Genomic DNA, 22,083 nt, shown 5'->3' with positions numbered 1-22,083 from the left:
CTTGGTGATTGCCTCCATAGCGTACTCTTGCCGGGGAGGCGGGGGCGACCATCCCATTAACACAGTCCTATGCCTACCCGTTAGTTTAAGCGGGAGACTGTGTCCGGCGATTCAGGGGGCCGCTCCAATTCATTCGATTGACGACGCCAACATCCGCGAAGAGGCGCAGTGCCTACTCGATCTGCTCACCCCAGTTGTCAAGAGTTGGTCGTCCCAATGGGGTCTCGTCGCCAACGATCTTGCCATCCAGGTTCACGGCGGTTATGGCTACACGCGAGAGTACAACGTCGAGCAGTTCTATCGTGACAACCGACTCAATCCGATACACGAAGGCACGTTCGGCATTCAGGCGCTCGACCTGCTTGGCCGAAAGACACGTATGAACGGAAATGCGGCTATGGCAGCTCTCGACAGGAAAGTCTCCAGTACGGTGTCCAGATCGCGAGTGACCGCCTCGCTGCATCGTCACGCCTGCACACTCGAATATGCGTGGGAGCGAATCCGCACCGTAACCAGTAAATTGCACCGGCTCGATGACCCCGAACTCCAACTGGCAAATGCGGCCGCCTACCTGGAGGCCTTTGGCCATGTCGTCGTCGGCTGGCTTTGGCTCGATCAAGCAATTGTTGCAAAAACTCTCGAGAGTGGCCCGACCGGCGCTGACTTTCATCGCGGCAAGCTTGCTGCCTGCGACTACTTCTTCGGATGGGAAATGCCCAAAGTGGCTGGGTGGCTTGCAGTGCTTAATCCATTAGAGACAACCCCTCTGAACATGCCAGAGCAGTGGTTCTAAACAATAGGGTTCGATGCCATTTCATAGCCAGCCAATTTTTCCCGAGGGATAGCGCATGATTAACGCTGTCATCGTTTCTATCGCTCGCCGGCCGATCGGCAAAGCTTACCGTGGAGCATTCAACGCAACACGCTCCCCCATCTTCCCTGACCACGCAATTCGGTATGTTTTCTAGCGAGCTGAAACCGAAACCGATCGTATCGAAGAGTCCGTTATCGAATCGGCGCCAGACAGATAATGTGTGACGGTATGGAAGTTGTCATCGCCGGCGGCCAGAAAAACGTCTCGTCCGTCATACTGAGTGCGTCATCGATGACATTGGCAGTCGGTTCCGGGGCAGATCGATTCCATGGTCTTCGATGGCGCCGTGCGCGACCTCTTTGCAGCGTGGTCTTCCTTGCGGGCATCTCACACTTACTGCCCCTGGTCGCGCAATCGACAGGTATGGCAATTCCTCATTTGAGGCGAGCCGGGGCGGCTCTGGTCTCCCGGCTACTCCGTGTCCAGCTTGATAGATTTCTTTTAAAGCGGGCTCGTCACGAAACCTTCGGAAGAATCGCGGTCCGTGCTGATTGAATCGGCTAGCGATGACAAGTCTTCGCGTTGATCCGTGTGTGATGCAGTCAGCACTGACTCGTGAGAACGTTCTACTTCACCGTCGTCAGGTAGGGATTGTCGCGGCCAGATTCATAACGTTGGGCCTTGATTTCCATGCGTGCAATGCTCTGCAGATGCACCTCATCCGGACCATCAGCTAACCGCAATGCACGGGCCCAGGTCCAGCTGTCCGCCAGCGGCGTATCCGGACTCAGCCCCATCGCACCGAATACCTGAATCGCCCGCTCGCAAACGGCGGCGTGCACGCCCGGTACCAGCGCCTTGATCATCGAGATTTCCTTGCGCGCCGCCTTGGCACCCACGTTGTCGATCATCCACGCGGTTTTCAGCACGAACAGGCGCGCCTGATCAATTTCGATGCGCGATTTCGCGATCCCTTCCGCGACCGATCCAAGCTCGTGCAGCTTCTTGCCGAATGCCGTGCGCGCCTGGGCTCGTTCGATCATCAGTTCGAGGGCCAGTTCGGCGGCACCGATTGACCGCATGCAATGGTGAATGCGGCCCGGCCCAAGCCGCGCCTGAGCGAGCGCGAAACCGCTGCCCTCTTCGCCGAACAGATTCGTGCGAGGTAGGCGCACGCCTTTGAACTCGATCTCGCAGTGACCTTCCGGCGCCGTGTGGTTGACCACCGTGATATTGCGGATCACCTTGACCCCCGGCGTATCGCGCGGCACGAGAATCATGCTTTGCTGGGCGTGGCTCGGTGCGTCCAGGTCAGTTTTTCCCATCACGATAAACAACTGGCAATTCGGATGCGCCGCGTTCGTGATGAACCATTTCCGGCCGTCGATCACGTAGTCGTCGCCGTCGCGGCGAATCGACGTGGTGATATTGGTCGCGTCCGACGAAGCCACCGCTGGCTCCGTCATCGCGAACGCCGAGCGGATCTCGCCATCGAGCAGCGGCTTGAGCCACTGCTCGCGCTGAACGGGCGTCGCGAACATATGGAGCAGTTCCATGTTGCCCGTGTCCGGCGCATTGCAGTTGAACACCTCGGACGCCCACGACACGCGCCCCATGATCTCGGCCAGCGGTGCGTACTCGAGATTGGTCAGGCGGGTGCCCGGCTCGTCATTCTTCAGATGCGGCAGGAACAGATTCCAGAGACCCTCCGCACGCGCTTGTGCCTTCAACGTTTCCATGAAGGAAACCGGATATTGCCCTGCGTTCACCTCTTCATGCCACTGATGGATGCGTGGCACGATATGCGTGTCCATGAACGCACGCACCTGCTCACGCAGCGCTTCGACTTTCGGGCTATATGAGAAATACATTTCGTCCTTCCTGAATCCAGGTGAATGTCGCCGACATGTTGGCGCATGCCACGCGTCGACGCGTGATCAGATCGTCAGCCCACCGTCAACGACGATGCACTCTCCGTTGGTGTAGCTCGCAGCATCGGACACCAGATAAAGCACGGTGCCGGCCATCTCGCGAGGCTCCGCATGGCGTCGGGCCGGGATCTTCGCCATCCAGTTGTCGTAGATGGCCTGATCTTCAAACAACGCCCCGGCAAAGCGCGTTTTCGTCAAACCCGGCAGGATTGCATTGACACGGATGCCCAACGGTCCACATTCCTTGGCGAATGCACGCGTCATGTTGACCACCGCGGCTTTGGTGATCGAGTAAATGCCCTGCTTGTCTCCCGGCTGAAGCGCATTGACGGATGCCGTGTTGACGATCGCGCCGCCGCCGTGCTCACGCATCAGCTTGCCCGCCTCGACCGACATGAAAAAGTAGCCGCGCAAGTTGACCTCCACCGTCTTGTCGAACGACGCCAGGTCAGTATCGAGAATATGGCCGAAATACGGATTCGCCGCGGCGTTGTTGACGAGAATGTCCAGACGGCCATGGCGCGCGCGGATATGCTGGCAGATTCCGAGAATGTCGTCCATGCGCCCGACATGGCACGGATAGGCTTCGGCGCTACCGCCCGCCTCTCTGATTTCGCGCGCCACGGACTCGCAGTCTTCGAGCTTGCGGCTCGATACGATCACATGTGCGCCCTGCTCCGCGAGCAGTTTGGCAATTTCCTCGCCGATACCTCGGCTGGCACCGGTGACCAGCGCAACCTTCGGTTCAAGGTTAAACAAATCAGTAGTCACGATTACCCTCCATATGTTTACGTCTATATTAGTTGCGGGCGCCGTCAGATCAGCTCGGCACCCATCCTTGCCAGCACACCGGCCATTTCGCCAACCTGCCGCGCCTTGTCATTCGATGCATTGCCGCCGAGAGCCCGTTTCTTCACGCCCTGCGTGATGGCGGCAAGCCGGAAGAAGCTGAACGCCAGATAGAAATTCCAGTTCTCGATCGACGCGATTTCCCGCAGGCGGCAGTACTGCTCGATGATCGCGGACTCGTCTGGCACCTCCAATGCGACCCGGTCCAATCCTTCCAGCCCGGTGATATGACCGTTGCGAGGGAGTCGAAGGCACATGCAGAAGTACGCGAGGTCGGCGAGCGGATTGCCGAGTGTGGAAAGCTCCCAGTCGAGCACGGCACGAACCTGCGGGGTTCCGCGTTGGAACATGACGTTGTCGATACGGAAATCGCCGTGCACGAGCGATGGCTTGCCGGTTTCCGCCGGACAGTTCGCTGGCAGCCATTTGATCAGTGCCTCGACAGATTCCAGAGCATCGGTCTGCGCCGCGCGATATTGCCTCGTCCAGACGTCGATCTGGCGCGAGAAGTAGTTGCCTGCGCGGCCATAATCGGCAAGGCCAACAGCTTCGACATCCACGTCGTGAAGAGCAGCCATTGTTCCGAGCAGCGCGTCGTAGATAGCGCTGCGTTTGCCCGCAGGTAGCTCGGGCAGCGACGGATCCCAGAAAATCTCACCCTCTTCGAAGCTCATGACATAGAACATGCTGCCAATGACGTCCCGGTCCTCGCAAAGGTGCAAGGCCCGCGCGACCGGAACCGGCGTGTGGCTGAGGGCGGTCAGCACACGGAATTCGCGGTCGACAGCATGTGCGGACTTGAGCAGCGCTCCTGGCGGCTGACGTCGAAGGACGTAACGGCCCCTTTGCGCCGTGAGGAGAAACGTGGGGTTCGATTGCCCGCCAGCGAACTTCTCGATGGACATGGGCCCGTAAAATCCGGGCACGTGGGATGCCAGATAACGCGCGAGTGTTTCAACGTCGAATTGAAAACGGGCATTCATGATGGCACTAGATTCCAGATTCGGATCAACCATAAGTGATGAGTTCACGCCGCTCGCCATGTTCGAGATGAGGCAGCGAGTTGAAACTGACTAGCGACATTGCGCTATCGTTGAAGACGTACTGGCTAACGCTGCTATTGCGAATCTGCAGGTTAAGCGTGATCGCAGTGGCCGCCGGTGCCTGCAGAATCTGCTGGGCGAACACGGCAATCGGGCCACCCGAACTCACCACCGGAATCCGTTTGCCGCCCATACGCTGAATGGCCAGACGCGCACGCTCGACGCGCGCCTGGAACTGATGCCAGGTTTCGGGGAGTCGCCCGGGCAGTCGTTCCTCGGACCACAATTGCAGCGCCTGCTTGAGCGCCTTGTAAAAGTGCTTCGTCGAACTGGCTGCCGATAGCTCCGGCGCGAAGCCACTTTCGCCAAGGACGGACAGCAAGGCGCGAAAGTCGTACTCGTTCAGATCCGCATCCTGCACAACCTTGGCTTGCGGGCCATTCATCTCAGTGAGAATTTCGTCCGCTGTTTGCGCGTGCCGCCGCATCGTTCCAATCACCACGCGATCAAACTGCACGTTCGACTGCGCGAAGTATTCTCCTAGCCAACGTGACTGGGTCCGACCGGAAGGTGATAGCTGGTCATAGTTTTCTGCGCCGAACGACGCCTGACCATGCCGTACCAGGTAGAGCTCCGCCATGCCAACCTCGTCTGAACATGGTTAGAACAATACCCGGCCTTGCGACATTCCAGAAGTTTATTGTTTTTATGCCGAGCCATAACACGCCGTGATACTCGATGCGGCTGCGCAATGTCGCCGGGTCGGCAGACTCCTCACTCATTTCCCCATCAGACGGCCAATCTGTTCGCGCAGCCAGCAATGCGCCGGGTCTCCCGTGACGCTTCGGTGCCAGTAGCCATGAGACTCGAGTTCGGGGAGATCGAACGGCAGCGCCAAGATTCGTGCGTCATACCGCCGAAGAAGCGTGAGCGGCGCGGTCAGGACGAGATCGGTTCGCATGGCGATCAACGGTGCCACCAGATAATGCTGAACCCGGGTCTGGATGGTCCGCCTAAGCCCCAGTTTGTTGAGTTCCGCGTCGACAAGTCCGGGTCCCTGCCTGCGACTGGACACATGAACATGGCCCAGTCTGAGGTAGTCGTCGATAGTCAGCTTCTTTTTCGTGAATGGATGGTCACGGCGGAGCAGGCACGCATACCGCTCGCAGCCCAGCGGTTCCTGCTCCAGATGCGGATCGTCGATCAGGGGAACATCGATCGCCAGATTGATCGCGCCGTTGGCTAGCGCTTCGGGGACTTCCCGGCGCGTGGTGAAGTAGCTCTCGATCCGGATGCCGGGCGCCTCGCGTTGCAGAACCTCCTCCAGCGCGGGGAGCAGGATGGCCTCTGTCAGGTCGTTCATGCTGAGCCGGAAGGTCCGCTGCGACGACGCCGGATCGAAACGTTCAGCGGCATGGGTGCTCGAGTCCAGCAGTTGAAGCGCCTCGCGGACCCGGCCAATAATGTTCTCGGAAACAGGTGTGGGCAGCATCCCGGCCGGCGTGCTCACAAAGAGCTGATCGTCGAACGTCTTGCGCATGCGCGACAAAGCGTTGCTGACCGCGGGCTGGGTGATGAACAGCAATTCCGCCGCACGCGTGAGATTTCGCGTTCGATAGATGGCTTCGAAAACAATGAAAAGATTCAGATCGATCTTTGACTGGCGCATTATTTGAATTCCCTGAGGCACGCTTGATTTGAATTCCCTGAGGCACGCTTGAAGTGGCGCCGTCCCGCGTTCGTTTGCACAGTATGGTAGCCGAGTCTATCGATGGCACCAGGATAAACGAATGGGCCTCAGGCAGTGACCCTCCTCATCCCATGCCACCGGCCGATGCAACTCGTGCGAGCCCGGTGGATGGCGGGGTTAGGTGTCGGCGTAATGGAATTGTAATATTACAAAAAACGTGCGCCCTTGCGTCGTGTGGCTACCTGGAGTCACTTAGTTATGCTTTGCAAGCCAGTTGTTAAAGAGCAGTCAGACGAGACTGAAGTCGAGGCCGTGCGAAATCTAAAAATGCCCTTAGCTTGAGCGGCACCGGCAATTGCCCAGTATGTACGAGGCTGATCGGAAGTGGTGGTGGTTCGAACTTTTCCAGTACGAGCCGTAATTTCCCTTCACGCACGGCCGCCTCTGTCTGATAGGACAAAACGCGCGTCAGGCCAACGCCGAGTACTGCTGTGTCGACGGCGGATTCTGCAGTATTGGTCACAAGGCGCGCGCGGATTTGCACTGTACGTTCGGTTTTCCCCGCAAAAAAATTCCATGCACGAGTCGATGCCAGCCCTTCGAATGCGATGCATGCATGATTCGCCAGTTCGTCCGGTTTGGCAGGAACCCCATGACTCGCCAGGTAAGCCGGGCTCGCGCATACGACCAGGCGCAATTGCCCGACGTTCACAGCCACGAGCGTGCTGTCTGGAAGTGGGCCAATACGCACAGCAACGTCAATATGCTCTTCCAGCATGTTTGTGCTGCGATCCGTCAGGAACAGGCGGGCGTCGATCTCGGGATAGTGGACCAGAAAGTCCGCCAGTACAGGTGCCACATATAGTCGCCCGAAAACCACGGGAGCAGTAATCACAAGATATCCTCGTGGCACGGCGTATTCCCCCGTCGCCGTACGTTCGGCCTCTCCGACTTCCTCAAGGATACGGCGACAGGATGCGACATACGCGGCACCGGCCTCGGTTAGAGAGAGCTGCCGCGTTGTCCGGTTCAGCAGACGGGTTTTCAGATAGACCTCCAGCTCGCCCACCTTGCGGCTGACCGTCGGCAGCGGGATATCCAGCCGGCGAGCCGCGGCCGACAGACTCCCGGCCTCAACGACTTCGATCAGGATGGACATTGCTTCGAGCCGGTCCATTATCCTCTCGACATATGGAAGAAAGATTCTCGATATTAGCGGATTCTCCTGAAATCAGGGAGTCCGTAAGATCATCTCCAGTCGTTCACTGCAACGTCTTTCTCAAAGGAGAGGTCACGATGTCGTCCCATATTCCTACCCCCGCTACTATCGCCGACGCTCCGGCCGCGTCTCACGGTCTGCTCGAAGCCGTCAGCAAGCAACTGGGCGTTGTGCCGAATCTGTTCCGCATGGTTGGCAACAGCCCGGCGGCACTCGAAGGCTATCTGAGCCTGATGGGTGCGCTCGGCAAAGGCGAGCTGTCGGGGCAGACGCGTGAGCGTATTGCGTTGGCAGTGGCGGAGATCAATGGTTGCGATTACTGCCTGTCGGCACACACGTACCTCGGGAAGAACGTCGCGAAGCTCGACGACGCCGAAATCACTGCGAACCGCAACGGTGGTTCGAACGATTCGAAGGCCGCCGCCGCTGTGCTGTTCGCGAAGAAGGTGACGGCCGAGCACGGCCGCGTGTCGGATGCTGACCTGCAGGCAGTCAAGGTTGCGGGCTACAGCGATGCTGCCGTGATCGAGATCGTATTGAACGTGGCGCTCAATATCTGGACGAACTACATCAACACAGTTGCCGGAACCGAAATCGACTTTCCCGTCGTACATGCCAGGACGGCATAACGCGCAGGGCTGAGGTCGATACCGCCGGGGCTATAAGCGTCGGCGGTATCCGTTTTACGGCGCAAACTGAACTGGACGGTGGGCAAAATGGGCAGTTCGCGGAAATATCCCAGTGACGTGGCGTTCACGTCTTCCGTCAAGCTGTTTCAAAAGCGCTACGGTTCGCGAGAAGCCTATGCGCATCGCGAGCAGGAAGGTGCGTGGGAGACCACCATCACGTCTGAGTGTGCGGACTTTATCCGAAAGCAGACGAGCGTATTCTTCTCAACCGCAAACGGCGATGGGCAACCCTATATCCAGCATCGTGGCGGCCCGCCTGGATTCCTGCATGTCGTCGACACGAAGACGATCGCGTTCGCTGATTTTTCCGGAAACAAGCAGTACGTCACGACCGGGAATCTGGCCGACAACCGGAAAGCTTTCCTGTTCCTGATTGACTATGCGCGCCGCCAGCGGATCAAGATCTGGGGTGAGGCATACATCGACGAGGATGCAAAAAGGGTCGCCAGTCTGACGCCTCGGGATTATCGAGCCCGTGCCGAGCGAGCCATCGTTTTCGAGGTTTCATTGTGGGATGCCAATTGTCCCCAGCACATCCCGCAACGCTTCGAGGCAGCGGACGTTCAGGCGGCATTTGATGAACGGGATAAGCGTATTCGCGAACTGGAAGCGGAGATCGACCACTTGCGTGAGAGAGTCAGTGCGTGACGGAAATGAGTGCCGTCAGTGGCAGTGCAGCAGGTGATTTCGTTTTCCAATGAAGAAGCTTGCAGCGGCTATAAATTTTCCAACATCGTACGAGGGCCGTTCCAGGCGTGTCATCCGTATTGTTCGGCAGGTTTTTCTTCCATTCTGTGAAAGGAATCGGTCTGCTTATAGTCAAGGAAACAGGAAATGAATATATCCGTTACCGGATTCTTGGGCATCCTTCAGCATTGCCGCCGCGAATTCCTCAAGCGACCCATATGTAAACCATGCCGGGTACTTGTCCGCGAATGGACCTGCGTCTGATAGCCCCCAAGTGAGATGCACGTTGACGTACGAGCCATCCGAAAAGTCCACAAGGACGTCACCCTTGTCAAGCCGCCTGCCCATGACGGTGGCTTGGCGGCCACAGCGAGGATGCCGCCCGGTCACGTCCCTATCTAATAGCCGATCTGCAGTCCAAGAGGTTCTGTCTCCATAGCCAGAGGGCTCCACGGAACCGTCCAGTTCAATTTAGGCGTGGAAGTCGAATGTCGCAAAATGGCCGAGGGCGTGTGGAAACTGCTTTTTGATGGCTGCAAGCGAGTTTGCCAGCCCGATCAATCGAGTTTGGCAGATCGGGGGCGCGCTAGCGTAACGTATCAAGCGCAAAAAAAGCCCCTCAGGGCCTTAGCTTTCAGCCCTTCTCATCGCCTTTATTGTCCCGGCAACTCCTAGTATTTTCATGACGCGCTTCAGGTTGTACGCCAATACCTGGAGACTTATTTCGGTGCTCACCCATCCGAGCGTCCGGGTCAGGAAGTGCGTCGCGCCCATCCAGTGCTTGAGGGTACCGAATACATGCTCAACGGTGCTTCTTCGGATGGTCATTGCATCAGGCTTGCGGTCGAGTCGACGCTGCATGGCTTCGAGTACATGTTCGTGCTCCCATCGTCAGATGCGGCGATAGTCGCTGGGCGAACATCGATCCTTGAGATGGCAACGCGGACATGCGCTCGGCCAGTACACGTTCAGATTCATACCGTTCTCCACGGTCTTGAATCGAAGAACTGCGCGCTCGCCGGCGGCGGCATCGATACTCATCGTTCCTGGCAACGTAGATGAAGTCGCGTTTGGTAAAGAGCCCTTTCTTCCTCGACGCTGAGGTGAGCGGTTTCGGGACATACGTGGCGATGCCGGCCAGTTCACACGCGCGGATGTCCGGACCACTGAAGTAGCCACGGTCAGCCAGCACCTTCAGTCTTAGCTTGCCCATCGCGTTCCTCGCCGACAGAGCTATCCTGCTGAGTTGGCCGTGGTCACCTCCAATATTCGTCACCTCGTGCTCGACAATCAGATGATGCTTCGTATCCACGGCCGTCTGGACGTTGTAGCCGACGGTGCCGGTTCTCTTGCCACCGCTGGTCATGGAACGGGAATCCGGGTCAGTAAGCGACAACTGTTTGTCCGGTTCTTTCTTCAGTTGCTCCCTGATCTGCCCGAGTTCACGCATCCGCTGACGCAAGAGCGCGATCTTCTCGTACAGGAGAACAGTCTTCACATCGAAGCCTGTCGGGCTGGTCCGGTCTGCGGTTTCAATCATGTCGAGATATCGCTGAACGCTTTCCTCGATCTGCTGCTGACGCTTGTCGATCTTGCCTGCCGTGTAGTTCCTGTCACGGCTGTTCACAGCCTTGAACTTGCTGCCGTCGATTGCCACCATGTCGCTGGATAGCAGCTTCAGTCCGCGACATAGTTCGACGAAACGACGGCACACGTTGCGAATAGCCGATCCGTTGTCGCGGCGAAAGTCGGCGATCGTCTTGAAGTCTGGCGCCAGACGTCCTGTCAGCCACATGAACTCGACATTGCGTTGGCATTCACGCTCAAGACGCCTGCTAGACGGAACCCGGTTCAAATACCCGTAGATATAGATCTTGAGCATCATGCCCGGATGATAGGACGGGCGGCCTGTGAGCGCCGGCGTGGTACCGTTGAAGCCGAGTTCCCCAAGGTTCAGTTCGTCAACGAAGGCATCTACCACCCTTACTGGGTTGTCCTGTCCGATGAAGTCATCGACGCATTCGGGAAGTAGTGCGACCTGTTTGCGGTCATCGCCCTCAGCGAATCGCTTCACGAGTCACCCGATCTCAACGCGTTGACTCAGTTTAGGCGACAAATGCGTTTTCACACGCCCTCGGCCGACTCGTGCCCGACGACCAAGCTCAGACGCCGCCCAGTGATGAACGGCACGCGCGGAAGGCGCAGCTCGAGCCGAGGCGGACATCCAGCCCAAAGTTGCACCGATGTCGCCTTTCAGGTCGAGGCAGTTATTTTGTATACCTTAGCTGTTCAAAGCAAAGGTCCAAACAGTCGGGATTCAACGCCGCCTTTGCGAATGGTACGAGTGGTCGTGCTGAAGGCGATGATCGAGCTGCGCTACCAGTCCGGCTCGCCGCCCGCCCCTGTCGTGCCGATCTCCCCTGTCGCGAGCGCAAACGACGCAGCCGCGGACAGCGCCGCGCTGTAGCTGTCCGCATAGGCATTCTGAGCGGCGATCAACTGGTTCTGCGCGAGCAGCGCATCGGTAATCGAGCCGACGCCGTGGTGGTACGCGGCAAACGCTGCGTCATAGGTGGTCTGGGCGGCGGCAACCAGCGCCTTCGCGGCATCGTTCGAGGCGAGGCTCGTGGAGAGTGCGCTCTGTGCGGAGACCACCTGCCGGACCGCCTCCTCCCGTGTCCGCGTCAACTGCGCGGACGAGCTGTCCGCGTCGTTGCGAGCTTGCATCAGCATGGCCGAACGCAGCCCGCCGTCGTAGATCGGGATCGTCACGCCGACGAACACGCTGCCGCTGCGGCGGCTGCCGCTCAGGTTCACCGTTGCCGCCTGATCGCCGACCGGCGGAATCGCGGTAATCGCCGTGCCGCCGGTGCCGTACGCCGCGGTCGCGGACATGAACACCTTCGGCATGAACGCGGCCTTGGCCACACGGATCTTCGCCTGATTGGCCTGTTCAAGCGCATACGCACTCTGCACATCCGGCCGCCGCGCGATGGCATCGGCGACAATCTCGTCGACTGACTGATGCAGCGCCGGCGACAGCGCGCGCGCCGGCAATGGGGCAATCGTCGGCTTCGATAACGGCGAGATGCCGAGTGCAGACACGAGGTTCAGATAGCTGTCGGTCAGCGCACCATCGGCCTGCACCTTCGCAAGATTCGCCTGCGCGCAGTTCTGTGTGGCCTGGGCGACTTCGACGATCGTGCCGACGCCGCGCGTCATCTGTGCATGCGCTGCTGCGACGATGCCATCCGCATTGTCGAGCGCCTGTTGCGCGGTTTTCTGTCGGGTATAGGCCGCTTCGTACCCGTAGTACGCAACGCTTACGTTGTGTATCACCTGCTGATGGACGGCCGTGAACGCAATGTTTGCGGCAACTGACAGCTGCGTGGCCGCCTCGACACGCGCACGGCGTCCGCCGAAATCAAACAGCAGCCATTGCAGCGCGAGCACGGACACGGTGCCGTGAATGTCGGAGTTCGACGACACATTGCCAATCAGCGTGTTCGACGACGCGCTAGCGGCCTGATATCCGCCCATTGCGGTCGCGACAAGTTGTGGCAGATAGGCTGCCTTTGCAATGCCCGTCGCCAGAGCCGCATTGCGCGCATCGTTCCATGCAATCCGCGTGAGAGGATTCGCGGACTCCGCGAGATCGATCAGTTCGGGCAGCGTGTATGCATGGTTCGCGTCGAGCGCCGCCACGGGTTCGACGGTCGCGAGCCCGGTGCTGTTCGGCAGCGTGTAGCCCGCGTGTGCGGACTCGGCATGAGTGCGCGGTGGGCCTGGCACGATGTCACCGGCCGCGTTCGTCTGCGGTTGCCACGGACGGTCGGGCGCCGTGGGCGCGAGATCCAGCGAAGACGTCGCGCATCCCGCGAGTCCGGCGACGGCCAATGCAATGAGCCACGGCGTCGGTTCAAGCGCGCGCATCGGTTGCCGCCTCCTTCATGATGGAGTCCCCAGTGCTTGTGCGGGCGACATCGGCAATCCGGCGGAACCGCTCGTCGATGACGCTGAGCAATGCGTCGAGGCGTGGGTCGGCGGCGCGGTCAGTGGTGGAATCAGTATGCAGCGTTAGCTCTGGTGCTGTTGTTGGTGCTGGCGTTGGCTCTTCCGCTTGCATACTTGCGCTGCGATGGGTGGCGTCTGCCTGCGCGAGCCCGTCCGTCTCGAGCCGCCCTGCCACTTCGTGCAGGCGCGCATCGGCGAGCGGGCCGGCACGGGCCGTCGCGAGAGCAAGCGGTCCCTCCAGCGCACCAAGCTCCGCGAGCGCGCGCTTGCGGCTCGCGATCCACGCGGGCGCGGGACGCACCCACGATGGCTCGTAGTGAATCAGGCCCAGATTCTGGCGCAAGCCGCCGTACTGCGCGAGCGCCTCTGCGACCATCGTACGGCGCGTGCCTGCATCCGCAACGCGCGCAATCCGTGCCCACTGCGCAATGAGCCTGTTGAGCGCAGCATCGATCGAGCCGGCGATACTCACGGGCCAGACCCGTGTGAACATCAGATACACCACGACATTGCCGATCAGAATGCCAATCGCGCGGTCGCGTGCGAGCGTCAGGTCGAACTTGGGAGCACCCCCCCTGGATCACACACAGGTAGAACGCGAACGCGATCTGCATGCCCGCATACGCAATGCGCGGCGAACCCACCGCGACCCACGCGGCCAGCCATGAGCCCGCGAAGACCAGCGCCATCAGTCCTGCAATCGACGTCAGCTGTGGAACCACGTAGACCAGCGCTGCCGTGCCAAGCAAGGCACCGATCAGGCAGCCGATGATCCGCAGCAGCAATTTCTCCACCGTTTCGGCGGTCGTGCCGAGCGACACCATATAGCAGGTGATGAAGCTGGTATGAATGCCCTGCCAGTCGAGTTGCTGATACAGGACGTAGCAGAACATCGCTGCGGCGGTCGTCTTTAACGCGTAGCGGATGTGATCGGGATTGCTGAACGCATCGGCATCGAAGAAGCCGCTACGTGCAGGCGCATGCTCGGGATGAGCCGAGGCCGAGGCGGGTGCCGAAGACATAGACGGAGCCGGAGCCGAAGATGACACCGCCGACCCTTCATCAGCTCCGGCTCTTGCTGCCGCGGCCGAAGCCGGCTGCGCAAAGCCTTCCAGTGCCGCGCGCAGATCGGCGAGCACGAGCGCCGCGAGCGGCGGCAATGGCATCGGCGCCCCAACCTCCAGGGCAGCACCCTCAGGTATCCCGACTGCCACATTCTCCGGATAGCCCCCGGCATCGAGCATCACCGCCATCTGCTCCATCGTCTCGGCAAGCCGCGCTGCGTAGGCCGCGGGCAAACGCGCGCGGGGTTCGCGCATGGCGAGATCCACCGCGACCAGGATCGCCGTCGACGACGCCGCTGCCTGACGCAACGCCGCGCAATCGGCTTCGGTCGAAGTCCCTTCGAGCTTCGAGAGCTTGACCCACGCCATGATCTGGTGATCGCCTTCGCGCACGCATGCTTCGAAGGCAGCCTGCCCGGCCTCGCCAGCGGTGCCCGTCAGGCAGGCGGCGGCGAGCCTCAGACGCCTCGCAAGCTGCGCGCAGGCAAGCCGGCGCGGCGACGGCGCAAACAACAGGTTCACCACAATCGCCACGCCAATCGGAACGGCGACGAAGAGCCACGCATACAGGAGGCCGCGCGTCGCTGCTTCGCCGAGCGGGGCAAGCCCAAGCTCGTCGAGTCCGAAACCGACGATCATGGCCACGATCGCGCCGACCGGACGCAGCTTGCTCGCCGAGGTCGCAAACAGGAACCCCATCGACAGCACTGCCATGCTCGCCACACGCAGCACCGGATCATTGATGCAGAAGATCGCGAAGACCATCACGATCCCGATGATCACCGTCACGAGCAGCATCAACGCAATACACGTGATCACGCTCGTCACCCGGTCGGGCCGGTTCAGGAACAGCACGATATATACCGCCGTCGAGGCTTCCGGGATTCCATAGGCGCTCGTCACGAGCACCGTCAGCGCGCAGATCAGCGCAATACGCGTGACAATCGACGCGCGCCCCGGAAACGCTGCGAGCAGCCGCGCGATCTCGCGCGGCCCAGGCGTGGTGAGCTCATCGGCAGAACTGGCCATGCTGGACCTCGACGATCGCGCTTGCGCCCACCCGCACCAGTCTGCCGTCCGGTTCATCGATCCGCACGCGAACCGGGAAGCGTTGCGCAACGCGTACCCAGTTCACCGACTGCTGCACGTATGGCAGGCCGCGCGGCAGATTCACGCGGTCCGTGTCCGTGATGCCGGCGCCGATGCCGATGACCTTGCCGCGCATCGCCTGCTTGCGGTCGATCATCGAATACACGGTCGCGCAGTCACCTACGGTGATCGCACCAAGCGCGGTCTCGCGGAAATTCGCCACGGCAAACCATTCGCCGGCATGAATCAGCGTGAAGATGGACTGGTTCGGCAGCACCGTCTCGCCGGCAAGAATCACAAGCCCGGTGACATAGCCATCGAAAGGCGCGCGTACCACCGTATCGTCGAGCCCACGCTGCGCGATGGCAAGCGCGGCCTCGCGCGCATGCACGGTGGCGATCGCGTCGGCATCGTCGCCAATCGTCCGCGCAGACGACTGCTGCTGCACCTTTGCTTGCGTGAGTGACACACTTGCGTCACGTTGCGCGACCACCACCTGATCGAGCTGCTGCGCGGACACGTAGCCCTGCGCTGCGAGCGGCCGCAGCCGCTCGACGCTGCGGGTAGCGAGATCGTAATTGTGGTTGGCCCGCCGGGTCTGGTCAGCGGCGATCGTCGCGTTCGACGTCTCACCAATCAGCGTGCGGTGACGCGTGGCCAGTTGCGCGCGCGCCATTTCAAGCTCGGCCTGCGCCTGCGCGACTGCGAGCCGGTACGGCACCGGATCGATTTCGAACAGCACGTCTCCTTTGGCGACGCGCTGGTTCTCCTCAACAGGAACACGCACGATCCGGCCACCCACCGGCGACGCGACGTGGACAACGTCTGCATCGATGCTGGCGTCGTCCGTAGAGGGGTAACGTGACGACCGGTCGTACGCATACCATAGCGCCGCCGCGCCAAGCAGCACGATCACGATAGCGATCGCGCGGCCTTTCCATACATGCTTGGAATTGACGTCGGCCATTTTCATGTCAGCCTCCCGCGCCGATGGGGCCGCGAACAATAGTGAGCGTGGGAGCGTTGCATCCTATAGCTGCCCCGTACCCAACAACCAGAAGAACACCCCGACGACAACCCCAATCGCCGTACATACAGAAAGTTGATATGGCACGCCATGGACCCAGCCTGAGGCGACAAACGCACGATGTGCGACGACGGCACCTACGGCGCCGGCTACGGCGCTCACCAGCCAGAACGGGAAGTACGCGCCGAAGAGCGCCAATGTCGGTGCGCCATGGGTGACGCAACCGCCAAGCGGCATGGATGCCACGGGCATGTACGCAGCGGAGAACCTGGGCCATGTACGCTGTTTCATCGTTTTCGCGACGGGAACATTGATTGATGATCCACTGATACAACCTGCCTCAGGTGCAACAATGGTTGACCCAACACGTGCCACCACGTTCATAGCTCCGATTCGATTGGTAGCAGTCCCATGAACCAGACGCTTGCACGCCGCGCGAATGAGACATCCGGCTCCGAATCCAGCGTCGTCACTGTCCCGTCCTCCGCGGTATCGATCCAGACAATCCGGCTCTTGCCGTTCGCATCGGTGCGTTGCTCGACTCGCCAGGCGACGGTGTCCAGATTCGGCTCGACGTCGTCGACCACCTGCCCGGCAATCGCCGGACTGTTGCAAAGCACGCCGATCTCCGTATTGAGACGGTTCGAACGGGGATCGAGATTCATCGAACCGATGAAAACGGTCTGTCGGTCGAATACATACGTTTTCGCGTGCAACGAGGCCCTTGAAGAACCGAAGAAGCGGCGTTGTGCTTTGACCTTGCTTGAGCCAACCGGCTTCAGCTCATAGAGATGCACACCCGCTGCAAGGAGATCCTCACGATAGTGCTGATATCCCGCATTCACCGCCACCACATCGGTCGCCGCCAGCGAGTTGGTCAATATCGTGACCCGCACGCCGTGTTCGGTTAAATCGCGTATCCATGCAACGCCTTCTTTGCCCGGCACGAAGTAAGGCGAGATGAGGAGCATCTCGTGCTCGGGCTTGAGGTTCAGGGCCGCGAACTTCGTCATGATGTGGCCCTGCGCGTCGTTCGGGTCACGTGTGATCTTGGATGGGTCGTCGTATAGGAGTGTGGCGTGTCCCCACGCAAAGTTCGTGTCACCCGCTTCGAGTATCTTTGCAAGCCGCGCTCTCGCGTCCACGACGTAGGGCGCGTCGTGTTCCGCCTTGATGTATTCGTCCATCTTCGCGCGGTAATCGCTTAATGCAGACGGCGCTGCCTTATGCCCCATCAACTGCTCGATCGAATAGCTCGATCCGGAGTTCCAGAACTCATCGAAAGCGCTGGAAACGTCGCGAATAATCTGACCATGCAGGAGGACATCCAGATCACCAAAGGCCACCACATTCGATGCGCCAAAGTATTCGTCGCCGATGTTGCGTCCACCAAGAATGGCGGCTTCGTTGTCCGCAATCATCGCCTTGTTGTGCATGCGCCGATTGACCCGGGAAAACTCAAAGGCCGTAGCAAGCGATTTGAACTGGCGATCCGCGACCGGATTGAATAGTTTTATCTTCACGTTCGGATGCGAACTGATTGCCAGCAAGACCTGGTCATCCGCATTCGTGCCGAGGTCGTCGAGCAGGACGCGCACGCGTACGCCGCGGTCTGCCGCTCCAAGCAATGCCGCCGCCAGTTCGCGTCCGGTCAGATCGTCGTGCCAGATATAGTACTGCAGATCGAGCGTCCGGTCCGCCGATTCGGCAAGCTCGACGCGGGCAGCAATCGCGTCAACAGGGTCCTGCAGCAGGTGAAACGCGCTTTCGCCGGGGTGATTCTGTTCGCCTCGCGAGAATCTCGCGCCGAGCCGCGTGGTGTCCGGGTTTTGCAGTGCAAAAGTTTTCGATTGGCTGCTCTGCGGCGGCAGACTGGCGCATGATGTCAGCACCAGAAAGAGAACGCTCGCAATGAAAACATGTAGCTTCACCATCTTCGAACTCTGTCGAAATCTCGAACGGGATGTGGCTTGCCGCGACGCACCATACGCCACCAGCGCGACAGGCGGCGGAAGGATCGTATAAAGTTCGGATGCCGATCAGAAGGCGTCGAAACCGCGATTCTCATATCTCTCCCTTCACCGCCGTTGTGAGCTTGCTGACGAGCGCTTTGGCGACGATGTCATCGGCAATGATCACATTGGATGCGCCAGCGCTTTCCAGAAGCCCTTTTCTCAGCGGGTTTTCACCAGGCACCGCAATCGCGAGAGAAGGGTTCAGCGTATGAGCCAGCAGCGTGATTGCGAGATTGTTATTGCCGTCGGGTGTGGTCACGACCATTGCCCTGGCGCTGTCCAGCCGCGCACGCTTGAGCACGTCGTCGAACGCATCGGGCGAGCCCAGCACGACCATGTGGCCGCTATCCGCCGCCCGGTGGGCCTGATCCTGGTCGCCTACGAGCACGAGAACGATCTCGCCTGCTTCATGCAGGTGACGTGCGACGTGCTCTCCAAGCGCATGGAATCCGACCACCACCACATGACCGGCCAGATGTTCGAACTTGCGTTCCATGATCCGGTTCTCCCGATACGCCATTACATCGTCACCCGACAGCATGCCTGTGAGTTTTGAAACCGCAAATCCTCCGATCATCAGTGTCGCAAACATGGCCAGCACCATGAACCACTTCTGAGGTGGATTGAACCCGCTGAAGGCGCCCAGTGTGGTAATGAGGTTGACCCCGTTCCACACGGCCGTAAACAACTTGTCGGGGAAAGGAGAACTGGACTGATCAAGGACGACCAACCCGATGGTCGTGCCGCCCATCAGCAGGACGAGGAGGTTGATCGTGTTGCGAGCGCGGCGGCGCCATTCGCGGATACGGATGCCCCCGAGACGAGGCTCATCGACACGGAAGATCCACATGGTTACCCCGGATAGCCGGACTGATCGAGACAACAGCGAACCCAATGCGAGATCATCACGCTCCCCCTTTTTGCGCCATTAGTCAATTGTCGAAACTTCTGCTGCGTGAAGGTCAGCGCGTCGAGCCCGCGTACCACGAGGCCGCTGCGGTCATTTCGTCACGCGTCATATTGCGCGCGATATTGCGCATTTGTTCTGAGATATCGTTATGCCGTGCGCCCGACGCAAACGCCAGCAGTTGCGCCTGTGTATAAGCGGCCGGCAAGCCTTCTAGCCACGGTGTGCCAGCCTTGTGGTCGATGCCGCCATGGCAAGCCGCGCATGCCGGGATATTACGCAGCGGCGCGCCGTGAGCGACGATTCCCGGCGCATCGGCGAGATCAAGCCCTCGGCCTGCCACCGGACGCGGCAGCGACGCGTAGTATGCCGCCAGATCGCGCATGTCCTGATCGCTGAGGTTCAGTGTCATCGGCAACATGACAGCGTTCGTGCGCGCCCCGCTCTGGAAGTCCCGCAACTGCTTGTAGACCACGATCGCGTATTGCCCCGCCAGATTTGGCGAATTTGCTCCGCTCATGCCGCGCTCGCCATGGCACATCGTGCAGCGCAGCGCGAGCGTGGCACCCCGTCCGATCGACGAGGCCGTCGCGCCCGCAAGCAATTGCGGCGTCACCTCGACCTTGCTGAACTGCACCTGCGGCGCATTCGGCGCATCATTGGCAAGCCACTGTTGCGGCACGCCCGCCGCGCTGCAGATCGCATTCCAGAGCCCCTGGAACTGCGCGTCGCGCTGCACCGATGGCAGCCACACGAAACCGACCACCACGCTGAACACGAACACCACGGCGGTGACGCCAACGCTTGCCGCGAACCACGGGTTGCGCAATGAGAACAGGCGCTCGTCGCTCATCGCTGGGCTCCAATCGGAATCACGGGCACGGTGTCGCCCCGTGCCATCAACTGTGCAATTGGATAGCCGTAGTTGAGCACCGTGAGCGCGATCATCAGCGTGAGCCATAACGCAAAACTGTTGAGCGCCACCGGCACGGTGCGCGGCTCGTGCACCGCAGTGCTGAAGCGGTATTCCTCCGGCGGCGCCGCCTGACTGCGATGTCCCTGGATCAGCACCGCGAAGAACACGATCGCCGAGAGCACGAGAATGAAGCCGCCTATCGCCGACATCACCACCCAGATCGCCTGCGCCGCGATCTCTGGATCCGTATAGTCGTAGTACGCCATGCGCCGCGGCATGCCGAGAATGCCGACCCAATGCCACGGAAAAGTCAGCATGACCATGCCGATGAACCACAGCCACAATTGCAGGCGCATGAGCTTCCAGTTCGTCATTGCGCGGCCCGTGATCTGCGGCCACAGATCGTAGGCGATGGCGAAGTACATGATGACGATCGCGCCTGCGTAGATCAGGTGGAAGTGCCCGGTGATCCATTGCGTGTTATGGATTGTCGAGTCGAGCTGGTAGCTCATGTTGATGAGCCCGCCCGCTCCGCCGAAGCCGAGCATCACGAATGAGAGCGAGAGCGCCAGCATCTGCGGATTGTCCCACGGCAGCGCACGCAGCCAGCCAAAGGCGCCCTTGCCACCGCGCAAACGCGCGGCGATCTCCACCGACGCGCAAATAGTAAATACCGTCAGCAGCGTCGGCACTGCCACCATCGCTGTGAAGACCGATTGCACGAACTTGAAGCCCGCGCCCACCTGCGGATCGGCGAAAAGATGGTGCATACCGATCGGCATGGCCAGCACGAGAAACAGAACGAACGCGATGCGCGCCATCGTATCGCTGTAGAGCCGCCCGCCAATCGCGCGCGGTACGATCGTGTAGAACGCGATATACGCGGGCATCAGCCAGAAGTAGACGATGGCGTGCAGCGTCCACGAGAAGAACACGCGCGCGAGGCCCGCGTCGATCGTCGTCGTCCAGCCGAAGGCGGCCGGCAGAATCTGGAAGATGATTTCGATGGCCGCGCCCACTGCCGTCCAGCCCCACAGGTACGAACCGGCTACGGTCGCGAACATCGGCAGCGGCACGGGCTGGCCGGGATGGCCGCGTTTCCACGCCGCGAGATTCACCGACATCAGCGCCACCCAGATCCACGAGCCCACCACCACCAGCACCACGCCGAGGTAATAGAACACGTTACCAATCATCGGCGGATAGAATGTGTAGAGTACCGAGGCAAGTCCGAGCGCCACCGTAATCGACGCCATCACCGCCCCCGCAGCCACCAGCCAGAATCCGATCCACGCCCAACGCACCCCGACGAGCGCACGTTTGAGCGACAGTTCGGTGACCGCGTAGCCGAAGCCCATCGCGACGAGCGTCGGAAACACGTAGCCCATCACGGTGCCGTGTTCGGTTACCGAGCGATAGTAGATCTCGGGGTCGCGCAGCCACGGATGCAACGGACTGCGCACGTACATCTGCCATGCGCCGAGCAGAAGTGCGGCGCCGAACACGCCAAACGCGAGCCAGAAATGCGAGAGTACGAGCCGCCGGTTATTTAACACAACTGATTCTCCGCGAAGTGGCTGCCATTTGCATGAACGCATTTTTGTCGATGACCTTCACGTGTGCCCACATCCCCTGGTGTCCTGTTCCACAATACTCGTGACAGGGCATCAGGTGATCGCCGGTTTGCGCGAAGGTGGTGCGAAACGTAGAGATATAGCCGGGTTCGACCATCGAGTTGATATTGGTGTGGGTGACGAGCAAGCCGTGTACGACATCCGCGCTCGTCGCGCGGAACGTGATCGGTACGCCGGCCGGCACGAGCAGGCATTGCGGCGTGAACGAGTACTGCTGTGCGACGATGCGCAGCGTCACCGAGCCGTCGGGCTCCACTGCGCTGCCCAGATTGCTCTCGATAAATTCGCCGGACACGTTGAGCGTGGTGGGGTCGATAGTCTCGACGCGCGAGGGCGGCATGGCCGACCAATGCAGGCCGGTGAAGATCACGACTGCGATGGTGCTCGCGATAAGCAGCACCGCGAGAAACGCCCAGCGCCGCTCGACGGTTGCTGCGACTTTGGCAGAGGTGTGCGGATCGGGAACGGTAGGGTTCGACATGTCGCCGTCTGGTT

General features: G+C 60.3%; 17 protein-coding genes and 2 pseudogenes. 3 read left to right on the top strand and 16 right to left on the bottom strand.

Annotated elements, in window-relative coordinates:
• A partial coding sequence (locus F3J20_RS01345) for an acyl-CoA dehydrogenase C-terminal domain-containing protein (protein ID WP_167281485.1) occupies positions 1-793 on the top strand: 793 nt, incomplete at its 5' end.
• A 647-nt stretch (positions 794-1,440) separates the two neighbouring features.
• Here F3J20_RS01345 and F3J20_RS01340 read toward each other — a convergent pair.
• From F3J20_RS01340 to F3J20_RS01315, 6 genes are all read right to left on the bottom strand, one after another.
• Positions 1,441-2,685 carry an acyl-CoA dehydrogenase family protein gene (locus F3J20_RS01340; protein WP_167037805.1) on the bottom strand — a complete coding sequence of 415 codons (1,245 nt, stop codon included), beginning with the start codon at positions 2,683-2,685 and terminating at the stop codon, positions 1,441-1,443.
• Positions 2,686-2,751: 66 nt separating this feature from the next.
• Positions 2,752-3,516 (bottom strand): SDR family oxidoreductase, encoded by a 765-nt coding sequence (locus tag F3J20_RS01335; protein WP_167037802.1) that lies wholly within the window; start codon positions 3,514-3,516, stop codon positions 2,752-2,754.
• A 44-nt stretch (positions 3,517-3,560) separates the two neighbouring features.
• Positions 3,561-4,577 (bottom strand): phosphotransferase, encoded by a 1,017-nt coding sequence (locus tag F3J20_RS01330; protein WP_167037799.1) that lies wholly within the window; start codon positions 4,575-4,577, stop codon positions 3,561-3,563.
• Between the two features lie 25 nt (positions 4,578-4,602).
• Complete coding sequence (locus F3J20_RS01325) at positions 4,603-5,277, bottom strand: histidine phosphatase family protein (protein WP_167037796.1); 675 nt, start codon at positions 5,275-5,277, stop codon at positions 4,603-4,605.
• Between the two features lie 138 nt (positions 5,278-5,415).
• Entirely contained in the window at positions 5,416-6,306 is an 891-nt protein-coding gene (locus tag F3J20_RS01320) for a LysR family transcriptional regulator (protein ID WP_167281483.1), read from the bottom strand.
• Positions 6,307-6,604: 298 nt separating this feature from the next.
• Positions 6,605-7,504, bottom strand: coding sequence for a LysR family transcriptional regulator (locus F3J20_RS01315; RefSeq protein ID WP_167037792.1), 900 nt, complete (start codon positions 7,502-7,504; stop codon positions 6,605-6,607).
• 119 nt (positions 7,505-7,623) lie between these two features.
• On the opposite strand from F3J20_RS01315, the gene F3J20_RS01310 reads away from it, so the two are divergent.
• A complete protein-coding gene (locus tag F3J20_RS01310) occupies positions 7,624-8,175 on the top strand; it encodes a carboxymuconolactone decarboxylase family protein (protein ID WP_167037790.1) in 552 nt (183 codons plus the stop codon).
• 87 nt (positions 8,176-8,262) lie between these two features.
• Complete coding sequence (locus F3J20_RS01305; protein ID WP_167037788.1) at positions 8,263-8,883, top strand: pyridoxamine 5'-phosphate oxidase family protein; 621 nt, start codon at positions 8,263-8,265, stop codon at positions 8,881-8,883.
• A 666-nt stretch (positions 8,884-9,549) separates the two neighbouring features.
• Here the strand turns inward: F3J20_RS01305 and F3J20_RS01300 are convergent.
• From F3J20_RS01300 to F3J20_RS01260, 10 genes and pseudogenes are all read right to left on the bottom strand, one after another.
• A pseudogene (locus tag F3J20_RS01300) lies at positions 9,550-10,996 on the bottom strand (IS1182 family transposase).
• Between the two features lie 302 nt (positions 10,997-11,298).
• The gene (locus F3J20_RS01295; protein ID WP_167281482.1) at positions 11,299-12,855 is read right to left on the bottom strand and encodes a TolC family protein; all 1,557 of its coding nucleotides are present in this window, start codon (positions 12,853-12,855) and stop codon (positions 11,299-11,301) included.
• Positions 12,842-15,029: pseudogene (locus F3J20_RS01290) on the bottom strand (FUSC family protein). Before F3J20_RS01290 ends, F3J20_RS01295 begins: the two are co-directional and overlap by 14 nt.
• Positions 15,010-16,062 (bottom strand): multidrug transporter subunit MdtN, encoded by a 1,053-nt coding sequence (gene mdtN, locus F3J20_RS01285; protein WP_167281480.1) that lies wholly within the window; start codon positions 16,060-16,062, stop codon positions 15,010-15,012. The pseudogene F3J20_RS01290 and the gene mdtN overlap by 20 nt, the downstream one beginning before the upstream one ends.
• Before the next feature lie 57 nt (positions 16,063-16,119).
• A complete protein-coding gene (locus F3J20_RS31960) occupies positions 16,120-16,407 on the bottom strand; it encodes a hypothetical protein (protein WP_240158724.1) in 288 nt (95 codons plus the stop codon).
• An 89-nt stretch (positions 16,408-16,496) separates the two neighbouring features.
• A complete protein-coding gene (locus tag F3J20_RS01280) occupies positions 16,497-18,050 on the bottom strand; it encodes a phospholipase D family protein (RefSeq protein WP_167281478.1) in 1,554 nt (517 codons plus the stop codon).
• 130 nt (positions 18,051-18,180) lie between these two features.
• Positions 18,181-18,981 carry an NAD(P)-binding protein gene (locus tag F3J20_RS01275; protein ID WP_205299168.1) on the bottom strand — a complete coding sequence of 267 codons (801 nt, stop codon included), beginning with the start codon at positions 18,979-18,981 and terminating at the stop codon, positions 18,181-18,183.
• 112 nt (positions 18,982-19,093) lie between these two features.
• A complete protein-coding gene (locus F3J20_RS01270; protein ID WP_167281476.1) occupies positions 19,094-19,891 on the bottom strand; it encodes a c-type cytochrome in 798 nt (265 codons plus the stop codon).
• The gene (locus F3J20_RS01265) at positions 19,888-21,510 is read right to left on the bottom strand and encodes a b(o/a)3-type cytochrome-c oxidase subunit 1 (RefSeq protein WP_167281475.1); all 1,623 of its coding nucleotides are present in this window, start codon (positions 21,508-21,510) and stop codon (positions 19,888-19,890) included. The genes F3J20_RS01270 and F3J20_RS01265 overlap by 4 nt, the downstream gene beginning before the upstream one ends.
• On the bottom strand, positions 21,500-22,069 hold the full coding sequence (locus tag F3J20_RS01260; protein ID WP_167281473.1) for a cytochrome C oxidase subunit II: 570 nt from the start codon (positions 22,067-22,069) through the stop codon (positions 21,500-21,502). Before F3J20_RS01260 ends, F3J20_RS01265 begins: the two co-directional genes overlap by 11 nt.
• Positions 22,070-22,083 lie beyond the last annotated feature (14 nt).

Source organism: Paraburkholderia sp. Cy-641 (genome assembly GCF_011752945.1).
Taxonomy (GTDB): domain Bacteria; phylum Pseudomonadota; class Gammaproteobacteria; order Burkholderiales; family Burkholderiaceae; genus Paraburkholderia.
This window is presented reverse-complemented; position numbering and strand designations above follow the sequence as displayed.

Excerpts from the sequence above, each read along its gene's own strand:
- F3J20_RS01340 (WP_167037805.1), bottom strand. The coding sequence starts at position 2,685 with ATGTATTTCTCATATAGCCCGAAAGTCGAAGCGCTGCGTGAGCAGGTG.
- F3J20_RS01330 (WP_167037799.1), bottom strand. The coding sequence starts at position 4,577 with ATGAATGCCCGTTTTCAATTCGACGTTGAAACACTCGCGCGTTATCTG.
- F3J20_RS01325 (WP_167037796.1), bottom strand. The coding sequence starts at position 5,277 with ATGGCGGAGCTCTACCTGGTACGGCATGGTCAGGCGTCGTTCGGCGCA.
- F3J20_RS01320 (WP_167281483.1), bottom strand. The coding sequence starts at position 6,306 with ATGCGCCAGTCAAAGATCGATCTGAATCTTTTCATTGTTTTCGAAGCC.
- F3J20_RS01315 (WP_167037792.1), bottom strand. The coding sequence starts at position 7,504 with ATGGACCGGCTCGAAGCAATGTCCATCCTGATCGAAGTCGTTGAGGCC.
- F3J20_RS01310 (WP_167037790.1), top strand. The coding sequence starts at position 7,624 with ATGTCGTCCCATATTCCTACCCCCGCTACTATCGCCGACGCTCCGGCC.
- F3J20_RS01305 (WP_167037788.1), top strand. The coding sequence starts at position 8,263 with ATGGGCAGTTCGCGGAAATATCCCAGTGACGTGGCGTTCACGTCTTCC.
- F3J20_RS01295 (WP_167281482.1), bottom strand. The coding sequence starts at position 12,855 with ATGCGCGCGCTTGAACCGACGCCGTGGCTCATTGCATTGGCCGTCGCC.
- mdtN (WP_167281480.1), bottom strand. The coding sequence starts at position 16,062 with ATGAAAATGGCCGACGTCAATTCCAAGCATGTATGGAAAGGCCGCGCG.
- F3J20_RS31960 (WP_240158724.1), bottom strand. The coding sequence starts at position 16,407 with ATGAAACAGCGTACATGGCCCAGGTTCTCCGCTGCGTACATGCCCGTG.
- F3J20_RS01280 (WP_167281478.1), bottom strand. The coding sequence starts at position 18,050 with ATGGTGAAGCTACATGTTTTCATTGCGAGCGTTCTCTTTCTGGTGCTG.
- F3J20_RS01275 (WP_205299168.1), bottom strand. The coding sequence starts at position 18,981 with ATGTGGATCTTCCGTGTCGATGAGCCTCGTCTCGGGGGCATCCGTATC.
- F3J20_RS01270 (WP_167281476.1), bottom strand. The coding sequence starts at position 19,891 with ATGAGCGACGAGCGCCTGTTCTCATTGCGCAACCCGTGGTTCGCGGCA.
- F3J20_RS01260 (WP_167281473.1), bottom strand. The coding sequence starts at position 22,069 with ATGTCGAACCCTACCGTTCCCGATCCGCACACCTCTGCCAAAGTCGCA.